Annotated in this window: 22 protein-coding genes and 4 tRNA genes; 13 read left to right on the top strand and 13 right to left on the bottom strand. The window is 52.8% G+C overall.

Translation table 11 applies throughout. The annotated features are described in order from the left end of the window. Positions 1–6 precede the first annotated feature (6 nt). The 8 genes from ACF8D4_RS03165 to rplU all read right to left on the bottom strand — a co-directional run bounded on the left by ACF8D4_RS03165 (position 7) and on the right by rplU (position 6692). Complete coding sequence (locus tag ACF8D4_RS03165; RefSeq protein WP_025012069.1) at positions 7–378, bottom strand: DUF4440 domain-containing protein; 372 nt, start codon at positions 376–378, stop codon at positions 7–9. Positions 379–2530: 2152 nt separating this feature from the next. Next, positions 2531–2920 (bottom strand): DUF3718 domain-containing protein, encoded by a 390-nt coding sequence (locus ACF8D4_RS03160; protein WP_342173312.1) that lies wholly within the window; start codon positions 2918–2920, stop codon positions 2531–2533. Positions 2921–3052: 132 nt separating this feature from the next. Beyond that, positions 3053–3535 carry a type 3 dihydrofolate reductase gene (gene folA, locus ACF8D4_RS03155; RefSeq protein WP_107005010.1) on the bottom strand — a complete coding sequence of 161 codons (483 nt, stop codon included), beginning with the start codon at positions 3533–3535 and terminating at the stop codon, positions 3053–3055. Positions 3536–3558: 23 nt separating this feature from the next. After that, positions 3559–4026 (bottom strand): threonine/serine exporter family protein, encoded by a 468-nt coding sequence (locus ACF8D4_RS03150; protein WP_174840187.1) that lies wholly within the window; start codon positions 4024–4026, stop codon positions 3559–3561. Then, on the bottom strand, positions 4026–4787 hold the full coding sequence (locus ACF8D4_RS03145; RefSeq protein WP_025012065.1) for a threonine/serine exporter family protein: 762 nt from the start codon (positions 4785–4787) through the stop codon (positions 4026–4028). Before ACF8D4_RS03145 ends, ACF8D4_RS03150 begins: the two co-directional genes overlap by 1 nt. 23 nt (positions 4788–4810) lie before the next feature. Continuing rightward, positions 4811–5977, bottom strand: a complete 1167-nt coding sequence (gene cgtA / locus ACF8D4_RS03140) for an Obg family GTPase CgtA (RefSeq protein ID WP_025012064.1) — start codon at positions 5975–5977, stop codon at positions 4811–4813. Between the two features lie 134 nt (positions 5978–6111). Beyond that, positions 6112–6366 (bottom strand): 50S ribosomal protein L27, encoded by a 255-nt coding sequence (gene rpmA, locus ACF8D4_RS03135; RefSeq protein WP_011760936.1) that lies wholly within the window; start codon positions 6364–6366, stop codon positions 6112–6114. A gap of 14 nt (positions 6367–6380) precedes the next feature. Further along, positions 6381–6692 carry a 50S ribosomal protein L21 gene (rplU, locus tag ACF8D4_RS03130; RefSeq protein WP_025012063.1) on the bottom strand — a complete coding sequence of 104 codons (312 nt, stop codon included), beginning with the start codon at positions 6690–6692 and terminating at the stop codon, positions 6381–6383. Between the two features lie 273 nt (positions 6693–6965). On the opposite strand from rplU, the gene ispB reads away from it, so the two are divergent. Continuing rightward, positions 6966–7937 (top strand): octaprenyl diphosphate synthase, encoded by a 972-nt coding sequence (ispB, locus tag ACF8D4_RS03125; RefSeq protein ID WP_025890099.1) that lies wholly within the window; start codon positions 6966–6968, stop codon positions 7935–7937. Positions 7938–8052: 115 nt separating this feature from the next. On the opposite strand, the gene clpB is transcribed toward ispB, so the two are convergent. The 3 genes from clpB to rluD form a co-directional block, all read right to left on the bottom strand. Further along, entirely contained in the window at positions 8053–10626 is a 2574-nt protein-coding gene (gene clpB / locus ACF8D4_RS03120; RefSeq protein ID WP_025012062.1) for an ATP-dependent chaperone ClpB, read from the bottom strand. Between the two features lie 96 nt (positions 10627–10722). Beyond that, positions 10723–11436: a peptidoglycan editing factor PgeF gene (pgeF, locus tag ACF8D4_RS03115; protein WP_345851245.1), complete on the bottom strand. Its 714-nt coding sequence runs from the start codon at positions 11434–11436 to the stop codon at positions 10723–10725. Between the two features lies 1 nt (position 11437). Continuing rightward, positions 11438–12412 carry a 23S rRNA pseudouridine(1911/1915/1917) synthase RluD gene (gene rluD / locus ACF8D4_RS03110; protein ID WP_025012060.1) on the bottom strand — a complete coding sequence of 325 codons (975 nt, stop codon included), beginning with the start codon at positions 12410–12412 and terminating at the stop codon, positions 11438–11440. Between the two features lie 122 nt (positions 12413–12534). Here rluD and ACF8D4_RS03105 point away from each other — a divergent pair, with 122 nt between their 5' ends. The 6 genes from ACF8D4_RS03105 to ACF8D4_RS03080 all read left to right on the top strand — a co-directional run bounded on the left by ACF8D4_RS03105 (position 12535) and on the right by ACF8D4_RS03080 (position 15810). Continuing rightward, positions 12535–13296 carry an outer membrane protein assembly factor BamD gene (locus ACF8D4_RS03105; protein WP_025012059.1) on the top strand — a complete coding sequence of 254 codons (762 nt, stop codon included), beginning with the start codon at positions 12535–12537 and terminating at the stop codon, positions 13294–13296. Between the two features lie 265 nt (positions 13297–13561). Further along, positions 13562–13637: transfer RNA gene (locus ACF8D4_RS03100), tRNA-Phe, on the top strand. 52 nt (positions 13638–13689) lie between these two features. Next, positions 13690–13776 (top strand) — tRNA-Leu (locus ACF8D4_RS03095). Between the two features lie 40 nt (positions 13777–13816). Further along, positions 13817–13903, top strand: a tRNA-Leu gene (locus ACF8D4_RS03090). Positions 13904–13935: 32 nt separating this feature from the next. Further along, positions 13936–14022: transfer RNA gene (locus ACF8D4_RS03085), tRNA-Leu, on the top strand. A 165-nt stretch (positions 14023–14187) separates the two neighbouring features. Further along, positions 14188–15810, top strand: coding sequence for a methyl-accepting chemotaxis protein (locus ACF8D4_RS03080; RefSeq protein WP_071237049.1), 1623 nt, complete (start codon positions 14188–14190; stop codon positions 15808–15810). Positions 15811–16019: 209 nt separating this feature from the next. On the opposite strand, the gene ACF8D4_RS03075 is transcribed toward ACF8D4_RS03080, so the two are convergent. Beyond that, complete coding sequence (locus ACF8D4_RS03075) at positions 16020–17882, bottom strand: methyl-accepting chemotaxis protein (protein ID WP_392468306.1); 1863 nt, start codon at positions 17880–17882, stop codon at positions 16020–16022. 293 nt (positions 17883–18175) lie between these two features. Between ACF8D4_RS03075 and ACF8D4_RS03070 the strand changes: the two genes are divergently transcribed. The 4 genes from ACF8D4_RS03070 (at position 18176) to ACF8D4_RS03055 (ending at position 21380) form a co-directional block, all read left to right on the top strand. Further along, a complete protein-coding gene (locus tag ACF8D4_RS03070; protein WP_261752792.1) occupies positions 18176–19132 on the top strand; it encodes an ornithine cyclodeaminase family protein in 957 nt (318 codons plus the stop codon). 237 nt (positions 19133–19369) lie between these two features. Beyond that, on the top strand, positions 19370–19927 hold the full coding sequence (locus ACF8D4_RS03065; RefSeq protein WP_371873330.1) for an RNA polymerase sigma factor: 558 nt from the start codon (positions 19370–19372) through the stop codon (positions 19925–19927). Next, positions 19924–20445: a hypothetical protein gene (locus tag ACF8D4_RS03060; protein ID WP_115389865.1), complete on the top strand. Its 522-nt coding sequence runs from the start codon at positions 19924–19926 to the stop codon at positions 20443–20445. Before ACF8D4_RS03065 ends, ACF8D4_RS03060 begins: the two co-directional genes overlap by 4 nt. Then, on the top strand, positions 20442–21380 hold the full coding sequence (locus ACF8D4_RS03055; protein WP_392466322.1) for a DUF4097 domain-containing protein: 939 nt from the start codon (positions 20442–20444) through the stop codon (positions 21378–21380). The genes ACF8D4_RS03060 and ACF8D4_RS03055 overlap by 4 nt, the downstream gene beginning before the upstream one ends. Positions 21381–21422: 42 nt before the next feature. Here the strand turns inward: ACF8D4_RS03055 and rsuA are convergent, their stop codons facing one another. Continuing rightward, positions 21423–22115, bottom strand: coding sequence for a 16S rRNA pseudouridine(516) synthase RsuA (gene rsuA / locus ACF8D4_RS03050; protein WP_145839670.1), 693 nt, complete (start codon positions 22113–22115; stop codon positions 21423–21425). A 236-nt stretch (positions 22116–22351) separates the two neighbouring features. Between rsuA and ACF8D4_RS03045 the strand changes: the two genes are divergently transcribed. Beyond that, on the top strand, positions 22352–22870 hold the full coding sequence (locus ACF8D4_RS03045; protein ID WP_243757334.1) for a sugar O-acetyltransferase: 519 nt from the start codon (positions 22352–22354) through the stop codon (positions 22868–22870). Between the two features lie 190 nt (positions 22871–23060). Further along, positions 23061–25160 (top strand): M13 family metallopeptidase, encoded by a 2100-nt coding sequence (locus ACF8D4_RS03040; RefSeq protein WP_071237054.1) that lies wholly within the window; start codon positions 23061–23063, stop codon positions 25158–25160. Positions 25161–25254 lie beyond the last annotated feature (94 nt).

Raw genomic sequence — 25254 nt, 5'->3', positions numbered from 1 at the left:
AACAAGCTAGAACGGAGCGCATGTTGTCCCTTGATGATAAATCATTTGCCACTGACCGATCGTACTCCGACGCCAGATTGAACACCTATGTGAATAAGTTGGCGATGGATGATCAATTTTTGACATCTTCGCTTTGTATAACAACTGAGCACAGTCCAGGCCAAACATTCGTAACTCATAATTACTTGCGGTTATTTCAGGCGCAACCTCAGTTGGTAAACGCGCCAATACATTTGCCTTCCCAAATCGCAAACCTGAAGCACCAATTTCAATAAAGTCATCAGAGATTAGCTGAACGAGCTCACTCGAAGAACTTCGTACATCAGGCTGGAAAAGATGCTCCTCCAACTCGATTAATATTTCCATCAAGTTTTTCATTGGTGCTCCATATGCCCTAACAGCTATATAGTACGCATGCGCGTTTTAGTCCTCGGAGGAGTGTAAACGCGCATGCGCGGTTTCCAAACCTATTATCTACCAGCTGTATTTTTTAAGCTTATGAATTTAATGCTATTTTCTAAAATGTTACAGAAATAACGCGCAAACTTAGCTGCAAATTTCCGGGATTTTTCCTGGAACGGCAATAATACTGTATAGAAAATCAGTTCTGAGGCGCTTACCATGAGCGCTTCAAACGCTACAATCCAGCCCCTACAACCCAGCTCTACAAAAAGCGTTAAGTAAAGCTATGGCTACCGCACGAGTCCAAACTCTGTTCGTCCCTGAATTCCGCTTAATGCGGAAAAGTGTTGTTGCTTTCGGCCTTGAACTTAAGAAAGTGCTGAATCCAAAGTATTGAATTGGTTATACAATAGCCAGCATTGAATGTTAAAACAATTAGCCAAAGGTCAAGTTTTGACAAAGGCAACAAAACTCTGATTTAGGTTATTTTTGCAACAGAATTGACTGGGTGTTTGCATTATTCTCTGTTTTTGACAGTCATAGTCCCACCTAAGTACAGGCCGAGCTTCCGGCCACGGTGTAGCTAATCACCTGCGGTGCGCCTTTCGCACAGGCGATCCTGTGACACGGCGTGAATACGTCCATGTAGCCTCGACGAAAACGTCCCTGTTTTCGACGGTCACAGTTTCGCCTATGCCTGAAAATGAGGTGTATGCCTGTAGAAATATAGGCAATTTTAAGCAACGTTATTTTTGCAGAATTGCACCAGCTCCCCTTCGGAGCCGCCGCTGGCGTTGTTGCAAATTGGCGTAGCCGAGACAGGGATGTCGAGGCTCGAAGGTCGAGCAAGGATGCGAGTCCTGAGTGTAGCCAATTTGCTTCATAAGCCAGTGGGGATTTCGGCTACGTCGGGGGTCGCTGGGGGTTTGGAAAGGGGGCGAGTCGATACAGCCCCCTTTCCTCGGGTGTGGGGCGAAGCTCCACGACTTTAGGCCGCTGGCACAGCGGCTATCATAGCTCCCAGCTAAAAGTTCCTAAGTTAGTACTGGCCGAGCTTCCGGCCACGGTGTAGCCCATCACCTGCGGTGCGCCTTTCGCACAGGCGATCCTGTGACACGCTGCGAGTACGTCCCAGTAAGCTCTGCCTCGCCATCCCTGGCTCGGAAGGTCACAGTTCCACCTGCGCCTGGAAAATGGGTGTATGTCTGCAAACTCTTCAGATGTTTCAAGCTACTCAGGGCTAACAGGGTCGCACCAATTTCCCCCTCGGTGTCGCCGACAGCCGTTGGCGCAAATAACGTGGTTAAGCAGCAGCCAATCACCTGCGGTGCGCTTTTCGCACAGGCGATCCTGTAACTCGCTGCGAGTACCTCCTTGTAAGCTCTGCCTCGCCATCCCTGGCTCGGAAGGTCACAGTTCCGCCTATGCCTGGAATATGGGCGTATTTCTGTGGGCATATAGGTAGCTTCAAACAAGTTAGTTCTCACAGAATTGCACCAGTCCCCCTCGGTGTCGCCGAAAGCCGTTGGCGCAAATAACGTGGCTGAGGCATGGATGCCGAAGCAGCGACAGTCGAATCAGGGATGAGCGTCTGAATCGGTAGTTATTTGCGCCATTGGGCCGAGGGGCTTTCGACACCGTGTGGGGCGGCAAGGGAGATCCAAGAGGGGATTGCTGTTGATCCCTTCTTGGTCGGGTGTGGGGCGAAGCTCCACGACTTTAGGCCGCTGGCACAGCGGCTATCATAGCGTTCAGCTAAAAGTTCCTAAGTTAGTACTGGCCGAACTTCCGGCCATGGTGTAGCCCATCACCTGCGGTGCGGATAGGCAGGAAGCCTGAATGCAGAGAAGGACAGGACGTCCGGGAACTGCCTTTCGCACAGGCAATCCCGTGACACGGCGAGAGTTGCGCAGCACCATGTTTTCGAGCGCGAACCAAGGATGGAAAGCTGACCATTGTGCATGGAGGCATTTACACCACAACTTCAGGGCGTTCAACAACGGTTCTCGCACACCTGCTGTTCGGAGCAAGAAAACAATGGGTTTCCAAAACCCGAGTGTTATAGCGTTAGATAGCAAAAGCCGGGATTAAACCCGGCTTTTATATCAAGCGAAGAAAGATACTAGCCTCAGCTACCGAGGCGCTCTTTGATGGCTTGAGTGATAATACTGGCACCAAAACCATTGGCTTCGGCCCAGTCGACTATGCTCTTGCCATCGGCTTCCGCCACTTCCAGTTCGGTCTTTGACAAGCGCTTGGCAATAAACTCGCCGGTATCTTCGGCGTTGTTGTGATAGGCTGTGCGCAGCAGGCTTTCGCCGTCACAGGAGATCCCGGAATAGATGTTGCGCAGCTTCATCCGGTTCTCTTTCAGCTTCTTTCGCAGGCGGTTTTTGTCGTTGGATTTGACGTAATCACAGATACTGGCAGCCAGTAGATCTTCGGCTTTAGCAGTTGAGGGGACTGACACTGAGGATACAGCAATCAGCGCAGCAATGGCCACGGGCAACAGACGCATCTGACACTCCTTTTTGTAATTGTTATTAATGCCAAGAGTCCTCAGCAAACGCATCTGCTGAGGACTCTTGGCATAAGGATCGGCTCGTGGCTGGCGCCACTCACGTTTCAGGGTTCAAAAGTCCGTCACAATTTAACATTTTCTCACCATATTGATAAAGCGAAAATCCAACCCATTTACACTATGGCCACTTTCCTCGTAAATTTGCTGCCAACTGCCATCGTCCCATTCGGGAAAGCGAGTGTCCCCTTCCACTTGCAAGTCTATCTCTGTCAGATACAGCGTATCGGCTTGAGGCAGAATTTCCCGGTAGAGCTGGCCGCCGCCTATCACCACTAGTTCTTCGCAGTTTCCGGCCGCTTCCACAGCCTCTTTGAAGGAAGAAACCCGGGTAACACCTTCCGGGGCATAGTCGCTCTGGCGGCTGATCACTATGTTGTGGCGCCCGGGCAGAGGACGACCTATGGATTCGAAAGTCTTACGTCCCATCACCACCGGCTTTCCCAGAGTCATCTGTTTAAAATGACGCAGATCTTCCGGCAGATGCCAGGGCATTTGGTTGTCTTTACCTATGACTCTGTCATGGGCCATGGCGGCAATCATGGCGATGCGCATATACGCTCCTTGTTATTATTGGATTAAATCACCGGGCGGGTACGGAAATACAACAGGCTGGGCATGGCCAGACCGACAGACAAAGCCCCGAGAATAAACACGGTTTTCAGGCCATTGGTGACCACTTGTTCCCACAGCTCGGTACTGAGCTGTGACTGGGCAGTCAATTGCACCAGGGCAATCACAGTGTTGTAGGCATAGGAGCCCGGGATCATAGGGATAATCGCCGCCACGGCATACAGCAGTGGCGGTGCCAGATGACGCTTGGCAAAGGCAATAGTCACCATGCCTATGATGCCGGCAGCGGCAAAGGTGGCCCACTCTATCGGCAAACCAAACTGCAACATCAAGGTCCGTGAGCTGTGGCCTATGGCCCCGGCCAGAGCACAGTAAAGCAGATAACGCCTGGGAACATTGAATAGCATGGCAAAGCCCATGGCGGGAATAGCCGAGAAAAAGGCATCATTCAGCAGTAACAACAGAGTGTCCATCACAGGAAAATCCCCCCAAGCTGCATGGCAATGGTAATGCCTATCACGGAGGAAACTGTCATCAAGGTCGCCTGCCCCCAGCGGGAGATCCCTACATTCATATGACCTTTAACCATATCCGATATCGAGTTGATCATCGGAAAGCCGGGAACAAGCATCAGCACAGAGGCCGCCATCGCCAGCTCTGGGGTTTGGGTCACAGGATAGAGATACCCCAACTGGGCTGCCAAGCTGGTGACAAAGGCGGTCACGGCAAAATTCACCAACACATTGAAGTGACGTTGCGCCATGGCCAGGCGCACAAACATGCCGATGACAGAAGCAAAGAAGGTGAAAAGGCATGCGGCCAGGTCGCCACCGAACAGGTGACAAAAACTGCCGCAGGAGAGGCCTATCATGGGGATAAGCAGCCACTTGGGGTAGGTTTTGGGTTGCAGTCTGGCGAGGCGTTTGCGGACTTCATTGGGGCCATAGAGGCCTTTTTCGGCCAGCAGGCAAATGCGTTGCAACTCGCACACCACTGTCATATTAATGCCGTGCTCACGAATGCGCCGGGTAGTGGTAATACAACGACCGGAAACCAAGCTGGTGAGCACCAGCGAATTGGAGGAGATGGATAGCTCGACACTGGCCAAGCCAAGTGCCCGGCCAAGACGCTGACTGATCTCTTCAACCAGTTCAGATTCAGCGCCGTAGGCCAGCAATAGCTGAGCAACCCGGACGACCTGCCGGGTGATATCGTTTTGGGTATCAGCGTACACAGGTGTTCAGGCTCGCTCAGATATTATCTTTGGTAAATAACCTCAACATCATAATCATCGTCGTCGAAGTCATCGTCGAACTCATCATCATAGTCTTCGTTGAGATCTTCCAGGCTATCCTGATGGTAGTTGTCCCATTTGAACTCAACATCGGCGTCAGGATCTTGCTGTTGCTCTTCCGCCGGCAGACTGCTGATAAAGTCATAGAGCTTTTCTGCCAGTTCCTTGGTGCCTTCACGGGTATAAGCCGAAATGGTATAAACATCCCCTTCCCAGCCCATCTCCTTGACTATGCTGTCGACTCTTTCCTGCAGCTCTTCTTCCAGCAGCAGATCTGTCTTGTTGAACACCAGCCAACGTGGCTTGGAAGCCAGCTTGGGCGAGTATTTTTCAAGCTCTGTGACAATCGCCTTGGCCGCTTCGGCCGGGCTGGTGCCATCGATAGGCTCGATATCCAGGATATGCAGCAATACACGGCAACGCTCAAGGTGCTTGAGGAAGCGAATACCCAGACCGGCACCTTCGGCGGCACCTTCGATCAACCCTGGGATATCTGCCACCACAAAGCTCTGCCCTGGACGTGGGTTTACTACCCCCAGATTAGGAACCAAGGTGGTAAAGGGATAATCGGCCACTTTTGGTGTCGCGCGGGAAACCGCCCGAATAAAGGTCGACTTACCTGCATTTGGCATACCAAGCAGGCCCACATCGGCCAACAGCATCAGCTCAAGACGCAAGCTACGCACTTCACCGGGGGTGCCCAGCGTTTTTTGTCTGGGGGCACGGTTAACACTGCTCTTGAAGCGGGTATTGCCAAGACCGTGGAAACCACCTTTGGCCACCAACAGCTTCTGACCATGCTTGGTCAGGTCTCCGAGCACTTCGTCGGTTTCTTCATCAACCGCACGGGTACCCACAGGTACCTTGAGTACCAAGTCCTGGCCGCCTTTACCGGTACAGTCACGGCCGCGGCCGTTTTCACCGCGCTCGGCCATATGGAAACGCTCAAAACGATAGTCAATCAGGGTGTTGAGGTTTTCGTCGGCTTGCAGATAAACACTGCCACCGTCGCCACCATCGCCACCGTCTGGACCACCATCCGGCACGTACTTTTCACGTCTGAAGCTGACGCAGCCACTGCCACCATCTCCAGCTTCAACTCTGATCACTGCCTCATCGACAAACTTCATACATACTCCTGGCACCACGGAATGGGGCAATTATACTGCCTAACCCTGCAAGGCGCCAAAAAACAGAAACTATGGCTTTCGCCCAAAACAAAAGCCCCACCAATGGCGGGGCTCAAGCAATTCTGGTTTGAAGATTAGTCTTCGATGCTAACGAACTTACGGTTGTTAGGACCTTTAACTTCAAACTTAACTTTGCCGTCAGTCAGGGCAAACAGAGTATGGTCACGACCGATACCTACGTTAACACCTGCGTGGAACTTAGTACCACGTTGACGAACAATGATGTTACCAGCCAGAACTGATTCGCCGCCGAAGCGCTTTACACCAAGACGTTTGCTTTCTGAATCGCGGCCGTTACGAGTAGAACCGCCAGCTTTTTTGTGTGCCATGAGTCAGACTCCTATTAAGCGTTGATAGCAGTGATTTTAACTTCAGTGAACCACTGACGGTGGCCCATTTTCTTCTCGTGGTGCTTACGACGGTTGAACTTTTGGATAGTTACCTTTTCACCACGGCCATGGCTAACAACAGTAGCCACAACTTTACCGCCTGCTACCAGAGGGGTACCTACTTGGACGTTTTCACCATCAGCGATCAGCAGAACTTGATCGAACTCGATAGTCTCACCAGTGGCAACTTCAATTTTTTCCAAACGAACAGTATGGCCTTCAGCAACACGGTGTTGCTTACCACCACTTTGAAAAACAGCGTACATAGCTATTTTACTCCGAAATTCTTAACACGCCGGCTCATCTCTATGAGGCTGGGTGCTACAAAAACTTTAATGACAATGGGCGCGGAGTTTACGCGAAGAATCCTTTACTGGCAAGCCCTAATTGACGAAGAAGAAAAAAAGACCGGATTAACTCGCACATTGATCTCTCTGCTACTGTCTTGTTCATTAATTTTAGGTAAACTTCGGTCTATTAAAATATTTAAGCTTATCGGGAGCTGCCGATTCGGCGTTCCTTCATACCTAGAGTCTACTATGGATTTAACTGCTATCCGTCAGCTGGCTGACGCCGACATGCAAGCCGTCAATCAACTGATCTACAAACAACTCGAATCTGATGTTGCCCTGATCAATCAATTGGGGTTCTACATCATCAACGGTGGCGGCAAGCGTATGCGGCCGTTACTGTCGATTCTGGCGGCCAGATCACTCGACTATAGCGGTGAAGCACACCTGAAGCTGGCTGCTATTATAGAGTTTATTCATACGGCTTCTCTGCTTCACGACGATGTGGTGGATGAATCTACTCTGCGCCGTGGACGGGAAACCGCCAACGCCCTGTTTGGCAACAGTGCCAGCGTGCTGGTCGGCGACTTCCTTTATACCCGCTCTTTCCAGATGATGACAGAGCTGGAGTCGATGAAGGTACTGCAGGTGCTGGCCAACACTACTAACGTACTGGCCGAGGGTGAAGTGCTGCAGTTAATGAACTGCAACGATCCGGATACCACAGAAGCCAGCTATATGCGGGTTATTTACTGCAAGACTGCCAAGTTGTTTGAAGCAGCAACCCGTCTTGCAGGTGTGCTGGCCGGCTGCGACAGCGAAATGGAAACGGCGCTGGCCGACTATGGCAAATACCTGGGCACCGCCTTCCAGTTAACCGATGACCTGCTGGACTATACTGCCGACGCCGAAGAGCTGGGCAAGAACATAGGTGATGACCTAGCCGAAGGTAAACCCACCCTGCCACTCATCTACGCCATCGCCCACGGGACGGAGCCACAGCGGCAGATGATCCGCCAGGCGATTGAACAAGGTGACGGCACCGAGCATATCGAGGCGATAATAGATGCGCTCAACACCTGTGGCGCATTGGAATATACCCAACAAAGGGCCTATGAAGAGTCTGACAAGGCCATAGAAGCCCTTTCGGTGCTGCCTGAGTCCGACTACAAGCAGGCGCTGATAAGCCTGGCCAAAATCGCCGTAGCCCGCAGTCACTGATAGGCTAAAGACGACGGATTAAAACCCATCAGTTGAATTTGTCGTTTAACTCAAGCAAAAAAAGGAGCGCTCAAAGCGCTCCTTTTTGTTTTTTGCTGTGTGGTTTATGGTGTGATTACTGCTCAAACACCAAGTTGTCGTCGCGATAGTCCACCTTGATCGGCTGCCCTGGCAGTAACTCGCCTCTAAGCAGCTTTTGCGCCAGTGGGTTTTCCACCTCTTGCTGCAGTGCCCGCTTCAGCGGCCTTGCACCATACACAGGGTCGAACCCGGCTCTGGCGATAAAGCTCAGAGCGGCATCTGTAATCTCCAGCTCGAACTCTTTTTCTGCCAGACGTTGGCGCAGCGACTCGACCTGAATCGCGGCAATACTCTTGATGTGCTCGCTCTCCAGCGGGTGGAACACCACGGTTTCGTCGATCCGGTTGAGGAACTCGGGGCGGAAGTGGTGCTGCACCACATTCATCACCTGAGCCTTCATCTCATCGTAACTTTGGTGACTGAACTGCTCCTGGATAATGTCGGAACCCAGGTTCGAGGTCATGATCACCACGGCGTTACGGAAGTCAACCGTACGACCCTGACCATCGGTCAGGCGGCCATCATCCAGTACCTGCAGCAGTATGTTGAACACATCCGGGTGTGCCTTTTCCACCTCATCGAGCAGGATCACCGAGTAGGGACGACGGCGCACAGCTTCGGTGAGGTAACCCCCTTCCTCATAACCCACATAGCCCGGAGGCGCCCCGACCAACCTGGAGACTGAGTGTTTCTCCATAAATTCGGACATATCTATCCGCACCATGGCGCTCTCTGTGTCGAACAGGAACTTGGCCAGCGACTTACACAGCTCGGTCTTACCTACCCCGGTGGGGCCGAGGAACAGGAAGGAGCCTATGGGCCGGTTAGGATCGGCCAGACCCGCGCGGCTACGACGAATGGCGTTGGCCACGGCATCGACCGCCTCATCCTGACCTATCACCCGCTCATGCAGCGCCTCTTCCATATGCAACAGTTTTTCCCGCTCGCCTTCGAGCATCTTGGAAACCGGGATCCCGGTCGCCTTGGAAAGTACCTCGGCAATTTCAACATCCGTGACCTTGTTACGCAGCAAGGTCATATCCTGCATCTCGGCCTGAGACGCCAGATCCAGCTGTTTCTCCAGCTCTGGGATGCGGCCGTATTGCAGCTCGGACATCCGGGTCAAATCACCGGCGCGGCGTGCCACATCGAGATCCAGTCTGGCTTGCTCCAGATCCGCCTTGATATGTTGAGTACCCGCCAGCGCTGCTTTTTCTGTGTGCCAAATCTCGTTGAGTTCGGCCGCCTTCTGCTCCACTTCCACCAGCTCGCTGCGCAGGTGTTCGAGACGCTTACGACTGGCCTCATCGTTTTCCTTCGCCAACGCCTGCTCTTCCAGCTTGAGCTGAATGATACGGCGCTCGAGGCGATCCAGCGGCTCCGGCTTGGAGTCTATCTGCATCCGAATGCTGGAAGCGGCTTCGTCGATAAGGTCGATGGCCTTGTCCGGCAGTTTACGATCTGACACATAACGGTGGGACATGGTCGCCGCCGCCACAATCGCCGGATCGGTGATCTCCACATGGTGATGCAGCTCGTAGCGCTCTTTCAGACCACGCAGAATAGCGATGGTATCCTCGACACTGGGCTCATCCACCAGAACTTTCTGGAAGCGCCGCTCCAGCGCCGCATCCTTCTCAATATACTGACGATATTCATCCAGGGTAGTGGCACCGACACAGTGCAGCTCACCGCGGGCCAGTGCCGGCTTGAGCATATTACCCGCATCCATGGCGCCATCGGATTTACCCGCGCCCACCATAGTATGCAGCTCGTCAATAAAGAGGATCACCTGGCCCTCTTCCTGAGCCAGCTCGTTGAGCACAGCCTTGAGTCTTTCTTCAAACTCACCACGGTATTTGGCACCAGCGACCAATGCGCCGAGATCCAGCGACAATACCCGTTTGTTTTTGATACCTTCGGGCACCTCGCCGTTGACGATACGTTGCGCCAGCCCTTCAACAATGGCGGTCTTACCCACACCGGGCTCACCGATAAGCACAGGGTTATTCTTGCTGCGGCGCTGCAATACCTGCACTGTGCGGCGAATTTCATCGTCACGGCCAATAACAGGATCCAGCTTGCCCTGCTCGGCACGCTCGGTCAGATCTATGGTGTATTTCTTCAACGCCTGGCGCTGATCCTCAGCATTGGGATCGTCCACCTTCTGGCCGCCACGCACGGCTTCGATGGTTTTCTCCATCAGCTCTTTGGTGGCACCGGCCTGCTTGAGACACTGTGCCAGGGTGTCGTTACCTTCCAGTGCAGCCAGAATAAACAGCTCACTGGAGATATATTTGTCTTTACGCTTCTGTGCCAGCTTGTCGCACAGATTCAGCAAACGTATCAGCGCCTGGGATAACTGAACATCACCGCCTGTGCCTTCCACCTGAGGCAAGCGCTCCAGTTCCTGACTTACCAGGGAACGCAGAGTGCTGACCTGGATACCGGCTTGGGTCAACAGCGGATGAATTGAACCGCCATCCTGATTCAACAAAGCCATCATCAAATGGACAGGTTCTATGAACTGATGGTCACGGCCAAGAGCCAGAGATTGGGCATCCGAGATAGCAAGCTGAAATTTATTGGTCATACGATCGAGTCGCATACAGCCTCCTGAAACTCTCAAAATAAGGTATTACTTTGTTAGCTTAAAGATGGGGATGCTTTAACTAATTTCAAGTCAGACGAATGAAATAACCACTCAATCAGTGAGCCAAATAAGCGAGGCCATACGGCCGGTACGACCGTCTCGGCGGTAGGAAAAATAGTCTTTGTTGTTATAGGTGCAGACATCCAAGGCATATACCTGCCGAACACCCGCCTGCTGCAATCTGAGCCTGGCAAGCCCCTGCAGATCGCCGAGAAACTTGTCCCCCTTGGCCACAAAGCAGTCGTCGGCCCTGGGGTCTTTATCGCAAAAAGCGGCGCGCACTTCTCCGCCGACTTCGAAGGCAGTTTTGCCTATGGCCGGTCCGAGGCAGGCGATAAGCTCAGAGCCGGGACGAAAACGGGCTATTCCCGCTTCGATGACACCATCACACAGACCGCGCCAGCCGGCGTGCAGCGCCGCCACCTGGGTGCCTGCACTGTCACACAGAAGTACGGGCAGGCAGTCGGCGGTCATCACCACGGCCACATGCGCCTTGCTGTCGCTATAGCTGCCATCGGCAATCCTTAGGGAGTCACGCGCCAGGTCGACCACCTCTGTGCCATGTACCTGCTCCAGCCATGCTGGCTCGCAGGGCAGAGCCAGCCGCTTTGCCAATAAAGCACGGTTGGCCTGCACAGATGCGGGATCATCACCTACATGCAGCCCCAGATTCAGGCAGTCAAACGGCGGCTGGCTGACACCGCCATGACGCTGGGTCATGGCGATTCTGACATTGGCAGGCAGCGGCCAGTGGCAGCCATACATGTTACAGATACTCCGGCGGATGCTCTTCGGTGTCTTTACGCAGCGCCTTGGTCAGCTCGACCATATCCTCGGGGATAGGTGCCTGCCAGCTCATCAGCTCACAGGTGATGGGGTGCACCAACTCCAGTCGCACCGCATGCAGCGCCTGGCGCTTGAAGTTTTTCAGCACTTCGAAGAAGGCTTCACTGGCGGCCTTGGGGGGTTTTGGACGACCACCATAGACGGGATCGCCCACCAATACATGACCTATATAAGCCATATGCACCCGGATCTGGTGAGTCCGGCCACTTTCCAGCCTCAAGCGCAAGCGGGTGTGGGCACGGAATTTTTCCGCCACACGATAGTGAGTCACCGCCGGCTTACCGCTGTGGTGCACCGCCATATGAGTACGCTTGGTGGGGTGACGCCCTATAGGCTCATCCACTGTACCACCGGCTGTCATGGTGCCCAGCACTATGGCTTCATACTCACGGGTAATGTCACGCGCCTGCAGCGCCGCCACCAGATGAGTCTGGGCTTCTACTGTCTTGGCTACCACCATCAGGCCTGTGGTGTCCTTATCGAGACGATGGACAATACCGGCCCTGGGCACATGTTCTATCTCAGGGCAATGATGCAGCAGGGCATTCATCAAAGTGCCATCACTGTTACCGGCACCGGGATGCACCACTAAACCCGCCTGCTTGTTGATCACCAATATATGATCATCTTCATAGACGATATTCAGATCGATAGCCTGAGCCTCGGCGTGCACCTCTTCTTCCAGAGTGGCTTGAACCTCTATCTCCTGAGATTCCAACACCTTCTCTCTGGGCTTGTTTACCACAGTACCATCAACGGACACTTTGCCATCGAGGATCCATTCCTTGATCCTGGTACGGGAGTAATCGGGGAACAACTCGGCCAAAGCCTGATCCAATCTCAGACCGGTTTGGGTTGCTGATATCTCGCTTTTTAGATTAATCTCTTGCGTCATAGGAACCGTCCCCAGTTAATGGGGTCAAAAACTGTGTACTTTCTGGTACACTCGGAATCGGCCATTTTATCGTGAAATGGAAAAATTCTTAACTACAACTTACTCAAGAATCGAATTCAAGTATGCATAATATTGCCAAAGGCGCTGCCATAGCCTTTTTTTCGCTGGCCATTGTGGCCTGTAGCAGCAAACCGGAAGACGACTTAATTACCAGCAAGCTGTCTCCGGACGTTCTCTACTCCCAGGCCCGCACCTCTATGGAGCTGGGTAACTATACCAAGGCTGTGCGTTCACTGGAGGCATTGGATTCCCGCTTCCCCTTTGGCCCACACAAGACTCAGGTTCAGCTGGATCTGATTTATGCCTACTATAAGTTGGATGATACCCCGTCGGCAGTCGCCAACATCGACAGATTTATCCGCCTCAACCCCACCCACCCGGATATAGACTATGTCTACTATATGCGTGGACTGGTGAATATGCAGGCCGACAACTATCTGTTCCATGACATGCTCAATATAGACAGAAGCGACAGGGATCCTCAGTTTGCCCTCGATGCCTTCAAGGACTTCGAGCGCCTGATCAAGACTTATCCCAACAGCAAGTATGCGGCCGACGCCCAGAAGAGAATGCAGCACCTGAAGAATCGTCTGGCGCTGTATTCGGTTAAAGTGGCCGAATACTACCTGAAAATGAATGCCTGGAGCGCAGCCGCCATCAGAGCCCAGTCTGTAATGGAAACCTATCCAGGCACCCCATCGATAGAGCGCGCCCTTGAGATCATGGCCACCGCCTACGATGAGCTGGGTCAGGAGCAGTTAAAACAGCACGTACTCACTGTCATGCGTGCCAACTATCCGGGGAATGACCTCCTCAAGGATTAATCCCTTAACGCCCCACTTTAACGTGGGGCGTTTTGTTTTCAGGGCAAGACCAAGCCCAGCCCCCTTAAGCCTCAGGATCCGGCTTTACAGGTCGAGTTTTCGATTTGGCTAATTCACCCCTAGCCCAGTAATGGCGCGGCTTTCGCTCAAAAGCTAAGCAATATGCGCCTTTTCGAGTAAAACTTGCTCAAACACGCGATATTTTGAAATATTTCTCAGAAAAGAGTTGACTCAAAACCGTAAAAGTCTTTTAATGCACGCCGTCGCCCGAATAGCTCAGTTGGTAGAGCAGCGGATTGAAAATCCGCGTGTCCCTGGTTCGATTCCGGGTTCGGGCACCACCTTCAACTTTAAGGTGCTCAGGCGACTGAGGAAATTGCAAGGCAGTACAGTGCAGGTGTGGTGGAATTGGTAGACACGCCAGCTTCAGGTGCTGGTGCCCTCACGGGCGTGGAAGTTCAAGTCTTCTCACCTGTACCACTTTGCAATAATAGTTAGCTGTACGTTAGACTCTAAGTGTGCAGGTGTGGTGGAATTGGTAGACACGCCAGCTTCAGGTGCTGGTGCCCTCACGGGCGTGGAAGTTCAAGTCTTCTCACCTGTACCAATTAACACATAAAGAGTCGAAATGAAAACAGTGCAGGTGTGGTGGAATTGGTAGACACGCCAGCTTCAGGTGCTGGTGCCCTCACGGGCGTGGAAGTTCAAGTCTTCTCACCTGTACCAATCATTTAAACCTCGCAATGCGAGGTTTTTTTGTATCCAAAATTTGCCTCTCTCTCGTCTCACGCGCTTCATACTTTTTTGCTATACCTTTTGTATGGCTCAACAAATTGGAATGACAGAGCCTGATCCAAGGATGTATTACCCTCTGGACTAAGGTTCTCAAGCATGAAGTTACAGCTGAAACACAAGATGTTGCTCGGTATGGCCGTGCCTCTTCTCTTGATGCTGCTACTCTGTGGTATCGCCATCAATATCATGAACAAAATCGACTCAGGGGTAGAAAATATCTACAGCGACCGGGTTGTACCACTCAAAGATCTCAAAAGCATTGGCGATGATTATGCCGTCTTTGTCATAGATGCCATCAATAAGGCCAATGCCGGAGATTTCAGTGCCGAACAAGCCAGAACCGCACTGGATGAAGCAGACAAGAGCATCAAACAGAGATGGCAGGACTACACAGCCACTCAGTTAACCGCCAGAGAGTCACAACTGGTCAATGAGGCCAAGCGGCTGTTTATTCCCGCCGATGAGCAAATAAAACGTCTGCAAAATAAATTGGCCACCATGAGCGGTAATATTCAGGGCCAGCTCAGCCAGGAAATTATTCCTCTCTATCAGGTGATAGACCCCATCAGTGGCAAGATTGCCGATTTGGTAACCCTGCAATTGGATGTCGCCAGGCAGGAAAGAGATCAGGCTCAGAACCTTTACTCCTCTTCCGTTGTGCTGTTTATCTCTCTGGTCAGTGTGGCAATTATCGCCAGCTTGCTACTCAGTATTTGGGTCAACCGCAGCGTCATGTTACCCATAGGCGATATTCTCACCCAGCTGAAGAAAATTCGCAGTGACTCAGACTTAACCGTGCAGTTCAAAACCTTCAACGCCGACGAGCTGGGGCAGATATCCGATAACTTAAGAGATGTGATATCTCACCTCAGGGGGATACTCAACAACATTGCCAATGCCGCCAATACGGTCAGCGACTCGGCGACCGAGCTCTCAAGCTTCACCCAACAAACCAACGAGCGCATGCACAGACAACAGGCCGAGACAGAGCAGACGGCTACCGCCATGAATGAAATGACCGCCACAGTCTCCGAAGTAGCCCAAAGTACCACGGCCGCTGCCGACTCGGCCCACAGCGCCGATGCCAGTGCCGCCAATGGCGACTCAATAGTGCAGGAGTCGATTGCCAGCATGGTGGCACTCTCAGCGCAAATTCAGGGTACGGCGCAGGTGATCACCCATCTGGCCAATGAAAGCCAAAACATAGGCAGGGTACTGGATGTGATTAAGGGAATTGCCGAGCAGACCAATCTGCTGGCACTGAACGCTGCCATTGAAGCGGCCAGGGCCGGCGAGCAGGGCCGGGGTTTTGCCGTGGTGGCCGATGAGGTAAGAACCCTTGCCAGTCGCACCCACAGCTCAACCCAGGAGATTGAGTCCATGATAGCCACCCTGCAGACAGGTGTGCAGGAGGCGGTGACAGCCATGGAGCAAGGCATCACTCAGGTCGAGCAGGCCAACAGCAAGGCCAATATGGCCGGCGAGGCCTTGAAAGAGATAGTGGTGTCAGTCGACTCCATCGCCCAGCTCAATACTCATATCGCCACCGCAGCCGAAGAGCAAAGCAGTGTGGCGGAGGATATCAATCGCAGCATTATAGCAATAAGCGACATCACCCAACAATCGGCCCAGGCAGCCAACGAGTTGACCGAGTCGGTCAGCAACTTAAGCCATCTGGCGGAAAACATGCGCGCCGAAGTGGCCCGCTTCCGTCTCTAACTCGCTGAGGGCCCTTCGGGGCCTATTTTTTATTCCCTGCCAGCTCCAAGCCTTTTGTAAACCAAAAACCTTTGCCGCCATTCCTGACAGATTCCTCGAAAAAAGCCGTCTGCACAGCAGAGCAAAAAAGAGCCACAACCGCTAAAGACTACGACTGCAACTAAAACAAAACCGCGGACATGCCGCGGTTTTCGCCTGTGCCTGGAAAGCTAGATTTTGAATTGGCTCACCGCCTGATGCAGGTAATCGGCGCGGTGGCGAACCTCATCGGATGCAGTGGCATTCTCTTCTGCCGCCTGAGCCGATTCCTCGGCAATATCGCGGATCACCACCACGTTCTTGTTCACCTCGGCGGCCACCATACTCTGCTCTTCAATGGCGGCGGCTATCTGAGTGCTCATGTCCATGATATTGGTGACATCGGCATTGATCTGCGCCAACAAGGTGCCGGCACTGGCCGCCTGTTGGGCACTCTCACCGCCCTGCTTCTGACTCTGCTCCATGATATCCACAATCGAATGGGTACGGCTCTGCAGGGTTTGAATGATGCTGGCAATCTCTTCGGTCGACTCCTGAGTTCGCATCGCCAGACTGCGCACCTCATCGGCCACCACAGCAAAACCCCGGCCTTGCTCACCGGCCCTGGCCGCCTCAATGGCAGCGTTCAGTGCCAACAGATTGGTTTGTTCGGCGATACCGCGGATCACATCCAGTACGCTGCCTATGGTTTGACTGTCTTTTTCAAGCTCGGCCACCACATTGGCCGAGTCATCCAACTGCTGTGCCAAAGACTGGATCTTGCTGATGGTATCCTCAACGCCAATCTGGCCTTCCTGGGCATTGTGGTAGGTCTGCCCCGCCTTACTGGCGGCCAGTTCGGTATTCTTGGCAATCTCGTCTATGGTGGCGCCCATCTCGGTGATCGCTGTGGCAACCATATCGGTTTCATTCAGCTGCTTGGACACACCTTCCGAGGCGCTGATGGCATTGCGGGACAGCTCTTCACAGGACTGGCGCATGGCATCAACAGATTCGATAACCTGCTCGATCAGCTTCTGGAAACTCTCCACCATGCTGTTGAAATGACGTCCTATCATGCCCAGTTCATCGTTGGAGCCCACATCGCAGCGTAGTGACAGATCTTTTTGCTGCTCAATGCGGGAAATAATGCCTGTGATACGCTCGACCGGCCCCATGATGCTGCGGATAATCACCACAGTGCTAATCACCAGCACCAAGGCGATCAGGCCAAACAGCGCCAATCCCAGCATGAAGCTGTTCTGCTGCTCGTTTTCCACCTTGGCTATCGCCAACTCTCTCAGCTTGGTGGATGAGCTTTCCGTGGCAAAGATCGCCTCTCGCAGCTGCCCCATCATGCCCTTGGACTCGTCGAGTCCCAGCTGCTGTTCCTTGGCCACCAAACTCTTGAAGCTTTGCTGGTACTTGCTCATCAGTTGCTCAATATTGCTACGAACACTGTAGTCCAGCAAACTGGCGCTCAAGGCTTCATTGAAGCGTTCAATATTGCTATCAAACTTATTGAGGTAGCTGAGATCCCGCAGCAACATAAAGTCTTTCTCGTTACGCCTCAGTTGCAGCATCAACACCATAAGCTCTGGCACGTTATGTTCTGCCACCAAGCTTTCGACATTGTGCACCGCAGAGCGTAACTCACCGTAGAGGCCACTCTTGGGATCCAGGCCTATCTCCTGTTGCAATTTCACCACACCGGCAAACAACTGTCGGTAGCTGGCCAAATCACGGTTAAAGCTGTTTATCGGTGCCTCGGGGAGATCATACTCCTTGAAGATGACCGCCAACTCTTGCATCAACTGCGCCGTGGCCTGTGCTTCCTGCTGATGTATCTCGACATACTTGAGATCCTGGCGGCCAAAAAAATCCTTTTCATTCTTGCGCATGCTTAATACTTCTTTGTCCAGCTCAACCACTTTCTGGATGGCGATGGACAGTTCAGTCTGCACCGAGCTGGAATATTGCTGCAGTGCAAACATCAATACCAAGGCGCCTATCGAAACAGCGGCACTCAGTAACAACTTGTGGCGAATAAGCATGGTGTTACCTCAATAAAAAACAGTCACTCTAAAAAAATAGTCGCAATTCTGTTGCCGTGTTAGCTGAGTTAATCCGGTAACAAAAATGTCACCTTATATTGTCAATGATTAACCTATTGAAAAACAGTCACTAGCCTTGTCACAGTGCAAAAAAAACTAAAAAAAATTCTATTAACTGAGTCAAAAAAACCGAAAGCGCCAAGCATCTGTCTTTCATGAGGGTTTTTGCCTTTCAAACAACAATTGCATACAGTATTCAAAAATTTAAAATGCACACAAGGAAGCGCAACACCATGAAAATCATTCCAGCAGAGCAAATCCAACAGGTGTTGGATTTCCCATCCCTGATAACCGCCCTCAAACATAGCTTTGCCAACGCCCCCGATCTTCCCAAGCGAAACCTTTACCCGCTGGACAACAGCAGCAAGGATGCCTTCGCCGTACTACCGGCTTGGGATGATTCGGCAATTGCCGTCAAGGCATTCAGTTACTTTCCGGAAAACCCCAGTCGCAACGCCGAGCTCAAGAGCCTCTACTCGCAGATACTGTTATTCAGCCGGGAAACAGGGGAACCCTTGGCTTTACTTGATGGCACCAGCATTACCTACTGGCGTACAGCGGCCGTCTCGGCCTTGGCCGCTGCTTCACTGGCACGGGAAGATGCCAGTCACCTGTTGCTGTTCGGCACTGGTAATCTGGCAAGCTATATGGCACTGGCTCATGCCGCCGTCAGACCGATAACCGAAATCGCTATCCGGGGCCGCAGCCGGGATAAGGCTGCCAGGGTAATGGAACAGATAGGTGCTAAACGCCCGGATATCCGACTCAGTTTTTGCGAGGAGATAGAGCGGGATGTTGCCAACGCCGATATCATCAGCTGCGCCACCGGCAGCCCCGTGCCTCTGTTTGATGGCAACTGGGTAACACCCGGTACCCATGTCGATCTGGTAGGCAATCATCATCAGGATGCGCGGGAGTGCGATACCGAGCTGATGCTCAGATCTCAGGTCTTTGTCGATAACCGCAGCAATGTGTTTGCCGAGGCCGGAGAACTGCTGCTCCCCAAGGCCGAAGGCGTATTCCACCTGGAGCAGGTTAGCGCCGAGCTGGCCGAGCTTTGCCGCGCAGAACACAGCGGCAGACAAAACCGCGAGGAAATCACCCTGTTCAAGAGTGTTGGCAGCGCCTTGGGAGATTTATCGGCCGCCAATCTGGTGTATCGCACCCTGTATCCAGGCGATAACACTTGAACCTGCCCGCTCCCGGTCATTGGACTCGGCCAAATAACTGCAACAGAATTAAACCGTGGAAACAGAGGATAATTGACAGTCAGCAACAAAACCTAATATATTGATTAACAATGATTTTTAAATATAATCCTTCAGTAAGCAAAATACTGGAGGATTTTTTTAATTCTTTTTTAAACCTTTTAAGCGGGTCAAACTATCCAATTACCATGACTCGCCCAAACCATTAAGGACAGCCCAGTGAATGCCAGCCCGCAGCTGACAGAAACCAGATACCAGCAAGAAGTGGACTTCCCGCTGGTGCAGCGTGCCCGTTTGGGGGACAAGCTTGCCTTCGCCGAGCTCTACCGTCTGCACCATGGCAGAGTCTATGCACTGTGTTTGCACCTGGCTGGCCAGGTGCCACTGGCAGAAGAGATGACCCAGGACTGCTTTATCCGTGCCTGGGAGAAGCTGGACCAATTCCGCGGTGAAAGCAAATTCAGTACCTGGCTGCACAGCCTGAGCGTCAATCAGGCACTGAGTAGTTTGAAAAAACAGCGCAGCTTCTGGGCCAGATTTCTACCTGTGACCACAGAGGCAGACACAGAAGAGTCGACCACAACCCACACGGAGGAAACCTCTGTGTTGGAGCGCAAGATCCTCAAGTTACCCGAGCGGGCCAGAGTCGTGTTTGTGCTGTTTGCCATTGAGGGCTACAGCCATGAAGAGATAGCCGCCATGATGGGCACAAGTACCGGCACCAGCAAGGCGCAGTACCACAGGGCAAGAAACTTGCTTCAGGAGATGTTGTCATGAACAAGCAGCCAACATTGGAACAACTGATAGAACAACTGCCACGGGAAAAAACACCCGAGCGCGACCTCTGGCCTGAAATCGCCGCAAGGCTGGAACAATCTCAGCCACCCAAGGCCGCAAAATCCAGCAACGGCTGGCGCAATCTGGCTATCGCCTGCAGCCTGCTGTTGGTGTCCCTGCTCGGCTATCAGGGATTGCAGCAAACCCAAAGCCACGTCGACCCACAGATGCTGGCCATGCTGGAGCAGTTGCAGTATCAACACCAACAACAGGTGAAACAACTGGAAGCCAGTGTCAATTTCGGCCAATGGCAAAAGGTCAGCATGACCACGCCGCTCAGTCGCGGCATAGATGAACTCAGGGAAGCCGCAACGCAGATATTCCAGGCACTAAAACAAGACCCGACCGATCAACAACTTTGGCAACTCTGGCTTTGGGTACAGCAAAGGGAGATAGAGCTGCTCACCCGGGGTGAACAACTGCCCACTCAACTCGACCAACAAGGAATCAGCATATGAACAAGATATCACTAACCCTACTCTCCTCAGCCCTGCTGCTGAACCCGGTATTGCAGGCGGCCGAGAAGGTCGATCAAAGCGCGGCGCTGGAGTCCGGAGCTAAATTGAATATCAAGATCCAGCGGGGAGAGGTGAAGATCCGCAGTTGGGACAAGGCTGAAGTCGCCATCAAGGGCAAGCTGGATGAGCTCAGTGAAGGCCTGGTGTTTGGTCAGCAGGGCGGCAGCTTTGTTATCGAAGACAAGCTGCCAAAGAGCTATAACAGCCGGGACAAAGACGGCTCAAAGCTGGAGATCTTTCTGCCCGCCACAGTCAATATGAAGCTTAAAGGCGTTTCCGCCGATTATGACCTGCAAGGATTGGAGGGTGAGATCAGCTCGGCCAATGTCAGTGGTGATATCAAGGGCCTGGATCTCAAAGGCAATCTGCAACTGACCACGGTTTCCGGCAGTATCCACACCCAGAGGAGCCAGGGTGAACTGTATCTGGAAACCGTTTCCGGCGACATTGAGGATAAACAGAGTCTGGGCAAGGTGAGTTATCGCCTGGTGAGCGGCGAACTGAACGCGGAGAGTGATGCCATTGAAGTGGAGCTGGATCAGGTCTCGGGCAAGAGTCAGTTGACCCTGAAGGCTCCCGAGTCGCTCAAGGCCAGAACCGTCAGTGGCGACTTGAGTATTGCCATGCAAAGCCTGGCCGGCAATGCCAATGTCGATAGCGTCAGTGGCGATATTGAACTCAAGTTTGCCAAACTGCCGAATGCCGCCTTTGATATCAGCGGTGGCCCAGGTGGCAAGATTGACAACCAACTGACTCAGGACTCACCGAAAAAAGCCAAGTACACCAAGGCTGAATCGCTGCAGTTCCAAAGCGGTTCCGGCCAGGCCGATGTCAATATCAACACCATCAGCGGCCGGATTAAACTGCAGCAATAATCAGCTGTATCGCACCAAGGCGATAGCCTTGGTGCCTTTTCTTCAGCCTACCGAGGCTATCTCGGCTTCGGTCAGATAACGCCACTCACCAGGTTTCAGTTCACTATCCAGCTCTATGGCGCCGATTGACTCACGATGCAGGGCTTCCACTTTGTTGCCCACAGCGGCAAACATACGTTTCACCTGATGATATTTGCCTTCGGTAATGGTCAACAAGACTTCGGTCGGGCTAATCAGCTGCAGCTGCGCCGGCCGGGTCAGCCCCTCTTCCCGGTGCAGCGCCAGGCCGGCGGCAAATTGCGGGATCAAGTCTTCAGTAACAGGGGTGGCCAGCCACACCCGGTAGCGTTTGCCGCATTCCTTCTTGGGAGAGGTTAGCTTGTGCGACCACTGACCATCATCGGTAATCAACACCAAGCCCGTGGTATCGGCATCCAGGCGCCCGGCAATATGCAGGCTCTCGGGCTTTTCTATCTCCAGTAGACTGATGACCGAAGGATAGACTTCATCCACGGTTGAGCAGATGGTATCGACCGGCTTATGCAACATCAGATATCTGTTGCCTATCAAGCTGATAGGTTCACCATCGAAACACACTCTCATGCCATCACGCACCTTGAAGCTGGAGTCCTTGACGATTTCACCATCGACACTGATTTCACCGCGGTGCAGCGCCTTCTTGGCCATGGAACGGGTCAGCTCTGTAGACTCACAGATAAATTTATCTAAACGCACTTGGCTATCCAACCTCTTGAGTTTATGCCGTGACAATTGCGCGCCATTATGGAGCCTGACGGACTAAAGGGCAAAGACTTGCTTGCGTACCAGCTACACCGGCGGCAGACTCAGGATATCCACCTCACGATAAGGCCATCTAGCCTAATATGCAGACCGATATTCAAGACTCTCAAGCCGCCAATAATTCCTTGACTGAAACCGACAACCCGGCCTTGGCGAAAATTTATCACAAGATGATCAGCGGCGAGGAATATTGCTGTGTGGATCCTGAACTGCTGCGTTTTCGTGCCAAACAGCAAGGGCTAAACCGCAAAGCCAATCTGGATCCCGATGGCCATATTCCTCCAGGACTACTGCCCAATCTGGCACCGAATGCCATGATCTGCACGCCATTCTTTGTCAGTTATGGCATCAATCTGCAACTGGCATCCGGAGTATTTATCAATACCAACGCCACTTTGCAGGACAATGCCCCCATCACAATCGGCGCCAACAGCATGCTGGGCCCCAATGTGCAGTGCTATACGGCAACCCACCCGCTGGAGGCAACTCCCCGCATTGCCGGGCTGGAAACCGCCCGCGCCATACATATAGGTGAGCGGGTCTGGATCGGGGGTGGCGCCATCATATTGCCAGGCGTGCACATAGGTGACGAGGCTGTCGTCGCAGCAGGCAGCGTGGTCACCAAGGATGTACCCTCCGGCACCCTGGTGGCCGGAAATCCAGCGAGGGTCAAACGCTCACTCAAATAAGCGCCTGTAACCTTTGCTTACAACTCCTGCGGCGCCGAGGCTCGCTGTCATCGCTGCGGGACTTGTTTACATTCCCACACAGGCCTTAACATAGGCATCACTGCGGTTTTTCCCGAACAAACGGGTGTGCAGCCAATCTGATAAAAATGTCCCCTCGCGGGACACCAAAGAACAAAGAAAAGGAAACAGCATGAGAAAAGTACTCATTGGGGGATTGTGTGCCTCACTCATCGCAGGCCTATCTGCCTGTAATGACAAAACGGCTGAGACCCAGGCTGAAACAGCCAAACAGCCGGAAGTCGCCAAAACCGCAACTGCCGCCGCCGTCAGCCAAGCCCTTGGCTCGGGGATTGAATTTGCCAACTTTGACAAGTCTGTTCGTCCTCAGGATGACTTCTATACCTATGTCAACGGCGGCTGGATCAAGAACACAGAGATCCCGGCAGATCGCACCAGCACAGGCGCTTTCTATGACCTCAGGGAAAAATCCCGTGACGATGTCAAAGCCATTATTGAAGAAGTGGCGCAGAGCAAAGATCTCAAGCCCGGCAGCGACGAGCAAAAAGTGGCCGATCTTTACCGCTCCTTTATGGACAGCGATACGCTCAACCAGTTGGGGATCAAGCCACTGGAGAGCGAGCTGGCAATCATAGATGCCATCAAAGACAAGCAAGCACTGGCGGCCTACTTCGGCAAGAGCCAAATTCTCGGTGGCGGCACGCCCATGGCCTTCTATATCGATGTTGATGCCAAGGACTCCAGCCGCTATGCCACCCATATCTGGCAATACGGCCTGAGCCTGCCTGAGAAAGACTATTACTTCAACGAAGGTGAGCGTTTCGTCAACATCCGCAAGGCCTTTGTTGAGCATATCGCCAAGATGTTCACCCTGGCCGGTTTTGCCGAGCCACAACAAAGCGCCGAAGCCATCATGAAGCTGGAAACCGCTATTGCCGCCAAGCATTGGGATGTGGTTGAAAGCCGTGACAGCACCAAGACCTACAACAAATTTGAGGTCAAAGAACTGTCAACATTGGCGCCGGATATCGACTGGAACGCCTACCTGACTGCGCTTGGCGCCGACAAGCAAGCCGATATCATCATTAATCAGCCCAGCTTTATCGAAGGTCTGAACCAGATAGTCAAAGACACAGATCTGGCGACCTGGAAGACATATATGCGCTGGCAGCTGTTGACCCACTTCGCCTCAGATCTGAGCGAGCCGCTGGATAAAGAAAACTTCGAGTTCTTCGCCAAGACACTCAACGGTCAGCAAGAACAGGAACCTCGTTGGAAGCGCGGTGTAGCCAAGGTCAACAGCCTGCTGGGTGAAGTCGTGGGTAAAGTATACGTCAAGCGCCACTTCGCCCCTGAAGCCAAGGAGCGGATGGAGCATTTGGTGGAAAACCTGCGCGGTGCCTACGCTGACAGCATAGATGAACTGGAGTGGATGGGCGCAGACACCAAAGTCGCCGCCAAGGAAAAACTGGCCAAGTTCAACCCGAAAATCGGCTACCCCGACAAGTGGGAAGACTACAGCAAGCTGACTATCAAGGCTGACGACCTGGTCGGTAACGAGATCCGCGCCGGTGAAGTGGAACATCAGAAGCAACTGGCCAAGTTGGGCAGTCCTATAGACAAAGGCGAATGGCACATGACGCCACAAACCGTCAACGCCTACTACAACCCGACCATGAACGAAATCGTGTTCCCGGCCGCCATCTTGCAGCCACCTTTCTTTAATATGGCTGCCGACGATGCCGTCAACTATGGTGGTATAGGTGCGGTTATCGGCCATGAGATGGGTCACGGCTTTGACGATCAGGGTGCCAAGTTCGACGGCGAAGGCAATATGCGCGACTGGTGGACCGAGCAGGATCTGAAAGAGTTTGCCGCCCGCGGTAAGGCGCTAATCGCCCAGTATGACGGCTACTATGTGTTTGACGACCTGCACGTTAACGGCAGTCTGACCCTGGGTGAAAACATCGGCGATCTCTCTGGTGTCACCATAGCCTACAAGGCCTACAAAAAATCCTTGGCGGGCAAAGAGGCTCCGGTAATCGATGGTCTGAGCGGTGATGAACGCTTCTTCCTCGGATTCGCTCAAATCTGGCGCGCCAAGATCAAAGAGGAAGCCATGCGCAACCGAGTGGCCACAGATCCTCATTCACCGGCCAAGTTCCGCGCCATAGGTTCACTGTCCAATATGCCGCAGTTCTACAGCACATTTGACGTGAAGCCAGGTGACGGCATGTATATTGAACCGGCCCAGCGCGTGAAAATCTGGTAATTTTACGCTTGCTCAGAAAGGCGCCTCAAGGCGCCTTTCTTTTTAGATGAATAAAGTTTCATTTGAGGTTCAGCAAGGGTTCAGAGCCAAGTGC

This window comes from Shewanella sp. YQ_9 (assembly GCF_043103185.1).
Lineage (GTDB): Bacteria > Pseudomonadota > Gammaproteobacteria > Enterobacterales > Shewanellaceae > Shewanella > Shewanella algae.
This window is presented reverse-complemented; position numbering and strand designations above follow the sequence as displayed.

Coding starts and splice junctions, on each gene's coding strand:
- ACF8D4_RS03165 (WP_025012069.1), bottom strand. CDS start 378: ATGAAAAACTTGATGGAAATATTAATCGAGTTGGAGGAGCATCTTTTC.
- ACF8D4_RS03160 (WP_342173312.1), bottom strand. CDS start 2,920: ATGCGTCTGTTGCCCGTGGCCATTGCTGCGCTGATTGCTGTATCCTCA.
- folA (WP_107005010.1), bottom strand. CDS start 3,535: ATGCGCATCGCCATGATTGCCGCCATGGCCCATGACAGAGTCATAGGT.
- ACF8D4_RS03150 (WP_174840187.1), bottom strand. CDS start 4,026: ATGGACACTCTGTTGTTACTGCTGAATGATGCCTTTTTCTCGGCTATT.
- cgtA (WP_025012064.1), bottom strand. CDS start 5,977: ATGAAGTTTGTCGATGAGGCAGTGATCAGAGTTGAAGCTGGAGATGGT.
- rpmA (WP_011760936.1), bottom strand. CDS start 6,366: ATGGCACACAAAAAAGCTGGCGGTTCTACTCGTAACGGCCGCGATTCA.
- rplU (WP_025012063.1), bottom strand. CDS start 6,692: ATGTACGCTGTTTTTCAAAGTGGTGGTAAGCAACACCGTGTTGCTGAA.
- ispB (WP_025890099.1), top strand. CDS start 6,966: ATGGATTTAACTGCTATCCGTCAGCTGGCTGACGCCGACATGCAAGCC.
- clpB (WP_025012062.1), bottom strand. CDS start 10,626: ATGCGACTCGATCGTATGACCAATAAATTTCAGCTTGCTATCTCGGAT.
- pgeF (WP_345851245.1), bottom strand. CDS start 11,436: ATGTATGGCTGCCACTGGCCGCTGCCTGCCAATGTCAGAATCGCCATG.
- rluD (WP_025012060.1), bottom strand. CDS start 12,412: ATGACGCAAGAGATTAATCTAAAAAGCGAGATATCAGCAACCCAAACC.
- ACF8D4_RS03105 (WP_025012059.1), top strand. CDS start 12,535: ATGCATAATATTGCCAAAGGCGCTGCCATAGCCTTTTTTTCGCTGGCC.
- ACF8D4_RS03080 (WP_071237049.1), top strand. CDS start 14,188: ATGAAGTTACAGCTGAAACACAAGATGTTGCTCGGTATGGCCGTGCCT.
- ACF8D4_RS03075 (WP_392468306.1), bottom strand. CDS start 17,882: ATGCTTATTCGCCACAAGTTGTTACTGAGTGCCGCTGTTTCGATAGGC.
- ACF8D4_RS03070 (WP_261752792.1), top strand. CDS start 18,176: ATGAAAATCATTCCAGCAGAGCAAATCCAACAGGTGTTGGATTTCCCA.
- ACF8D4_RS03060 (WP_115389865.1), top strand. CDS start 19,924: ATGAACAAGCAGCCAACATTGGAACAACTGATAGAACAACTGCCACGG.
- ACF8D4_RS03055 (WP_392466322.1), top strand. CDS start 20,442: ATGAACAAGATATCACTAACCCTACTCTCCTCAGCCCTGCTGCTGAAC.
- ACF8D4_RS03045 (WP_243757334.1), top strand. CDS start 22,352: ATGATCAGCGGCGAGGAATATTGCTGTGTGGATCCTGAACTGCTGCGT.
- ACF8D4_RS03040 (WP_071237054.1), top strand. CDS start 23,061: ATGAGAAAAGTACTCATTGGGGGATTGTGTGCCTCACTCATCGCAGGC.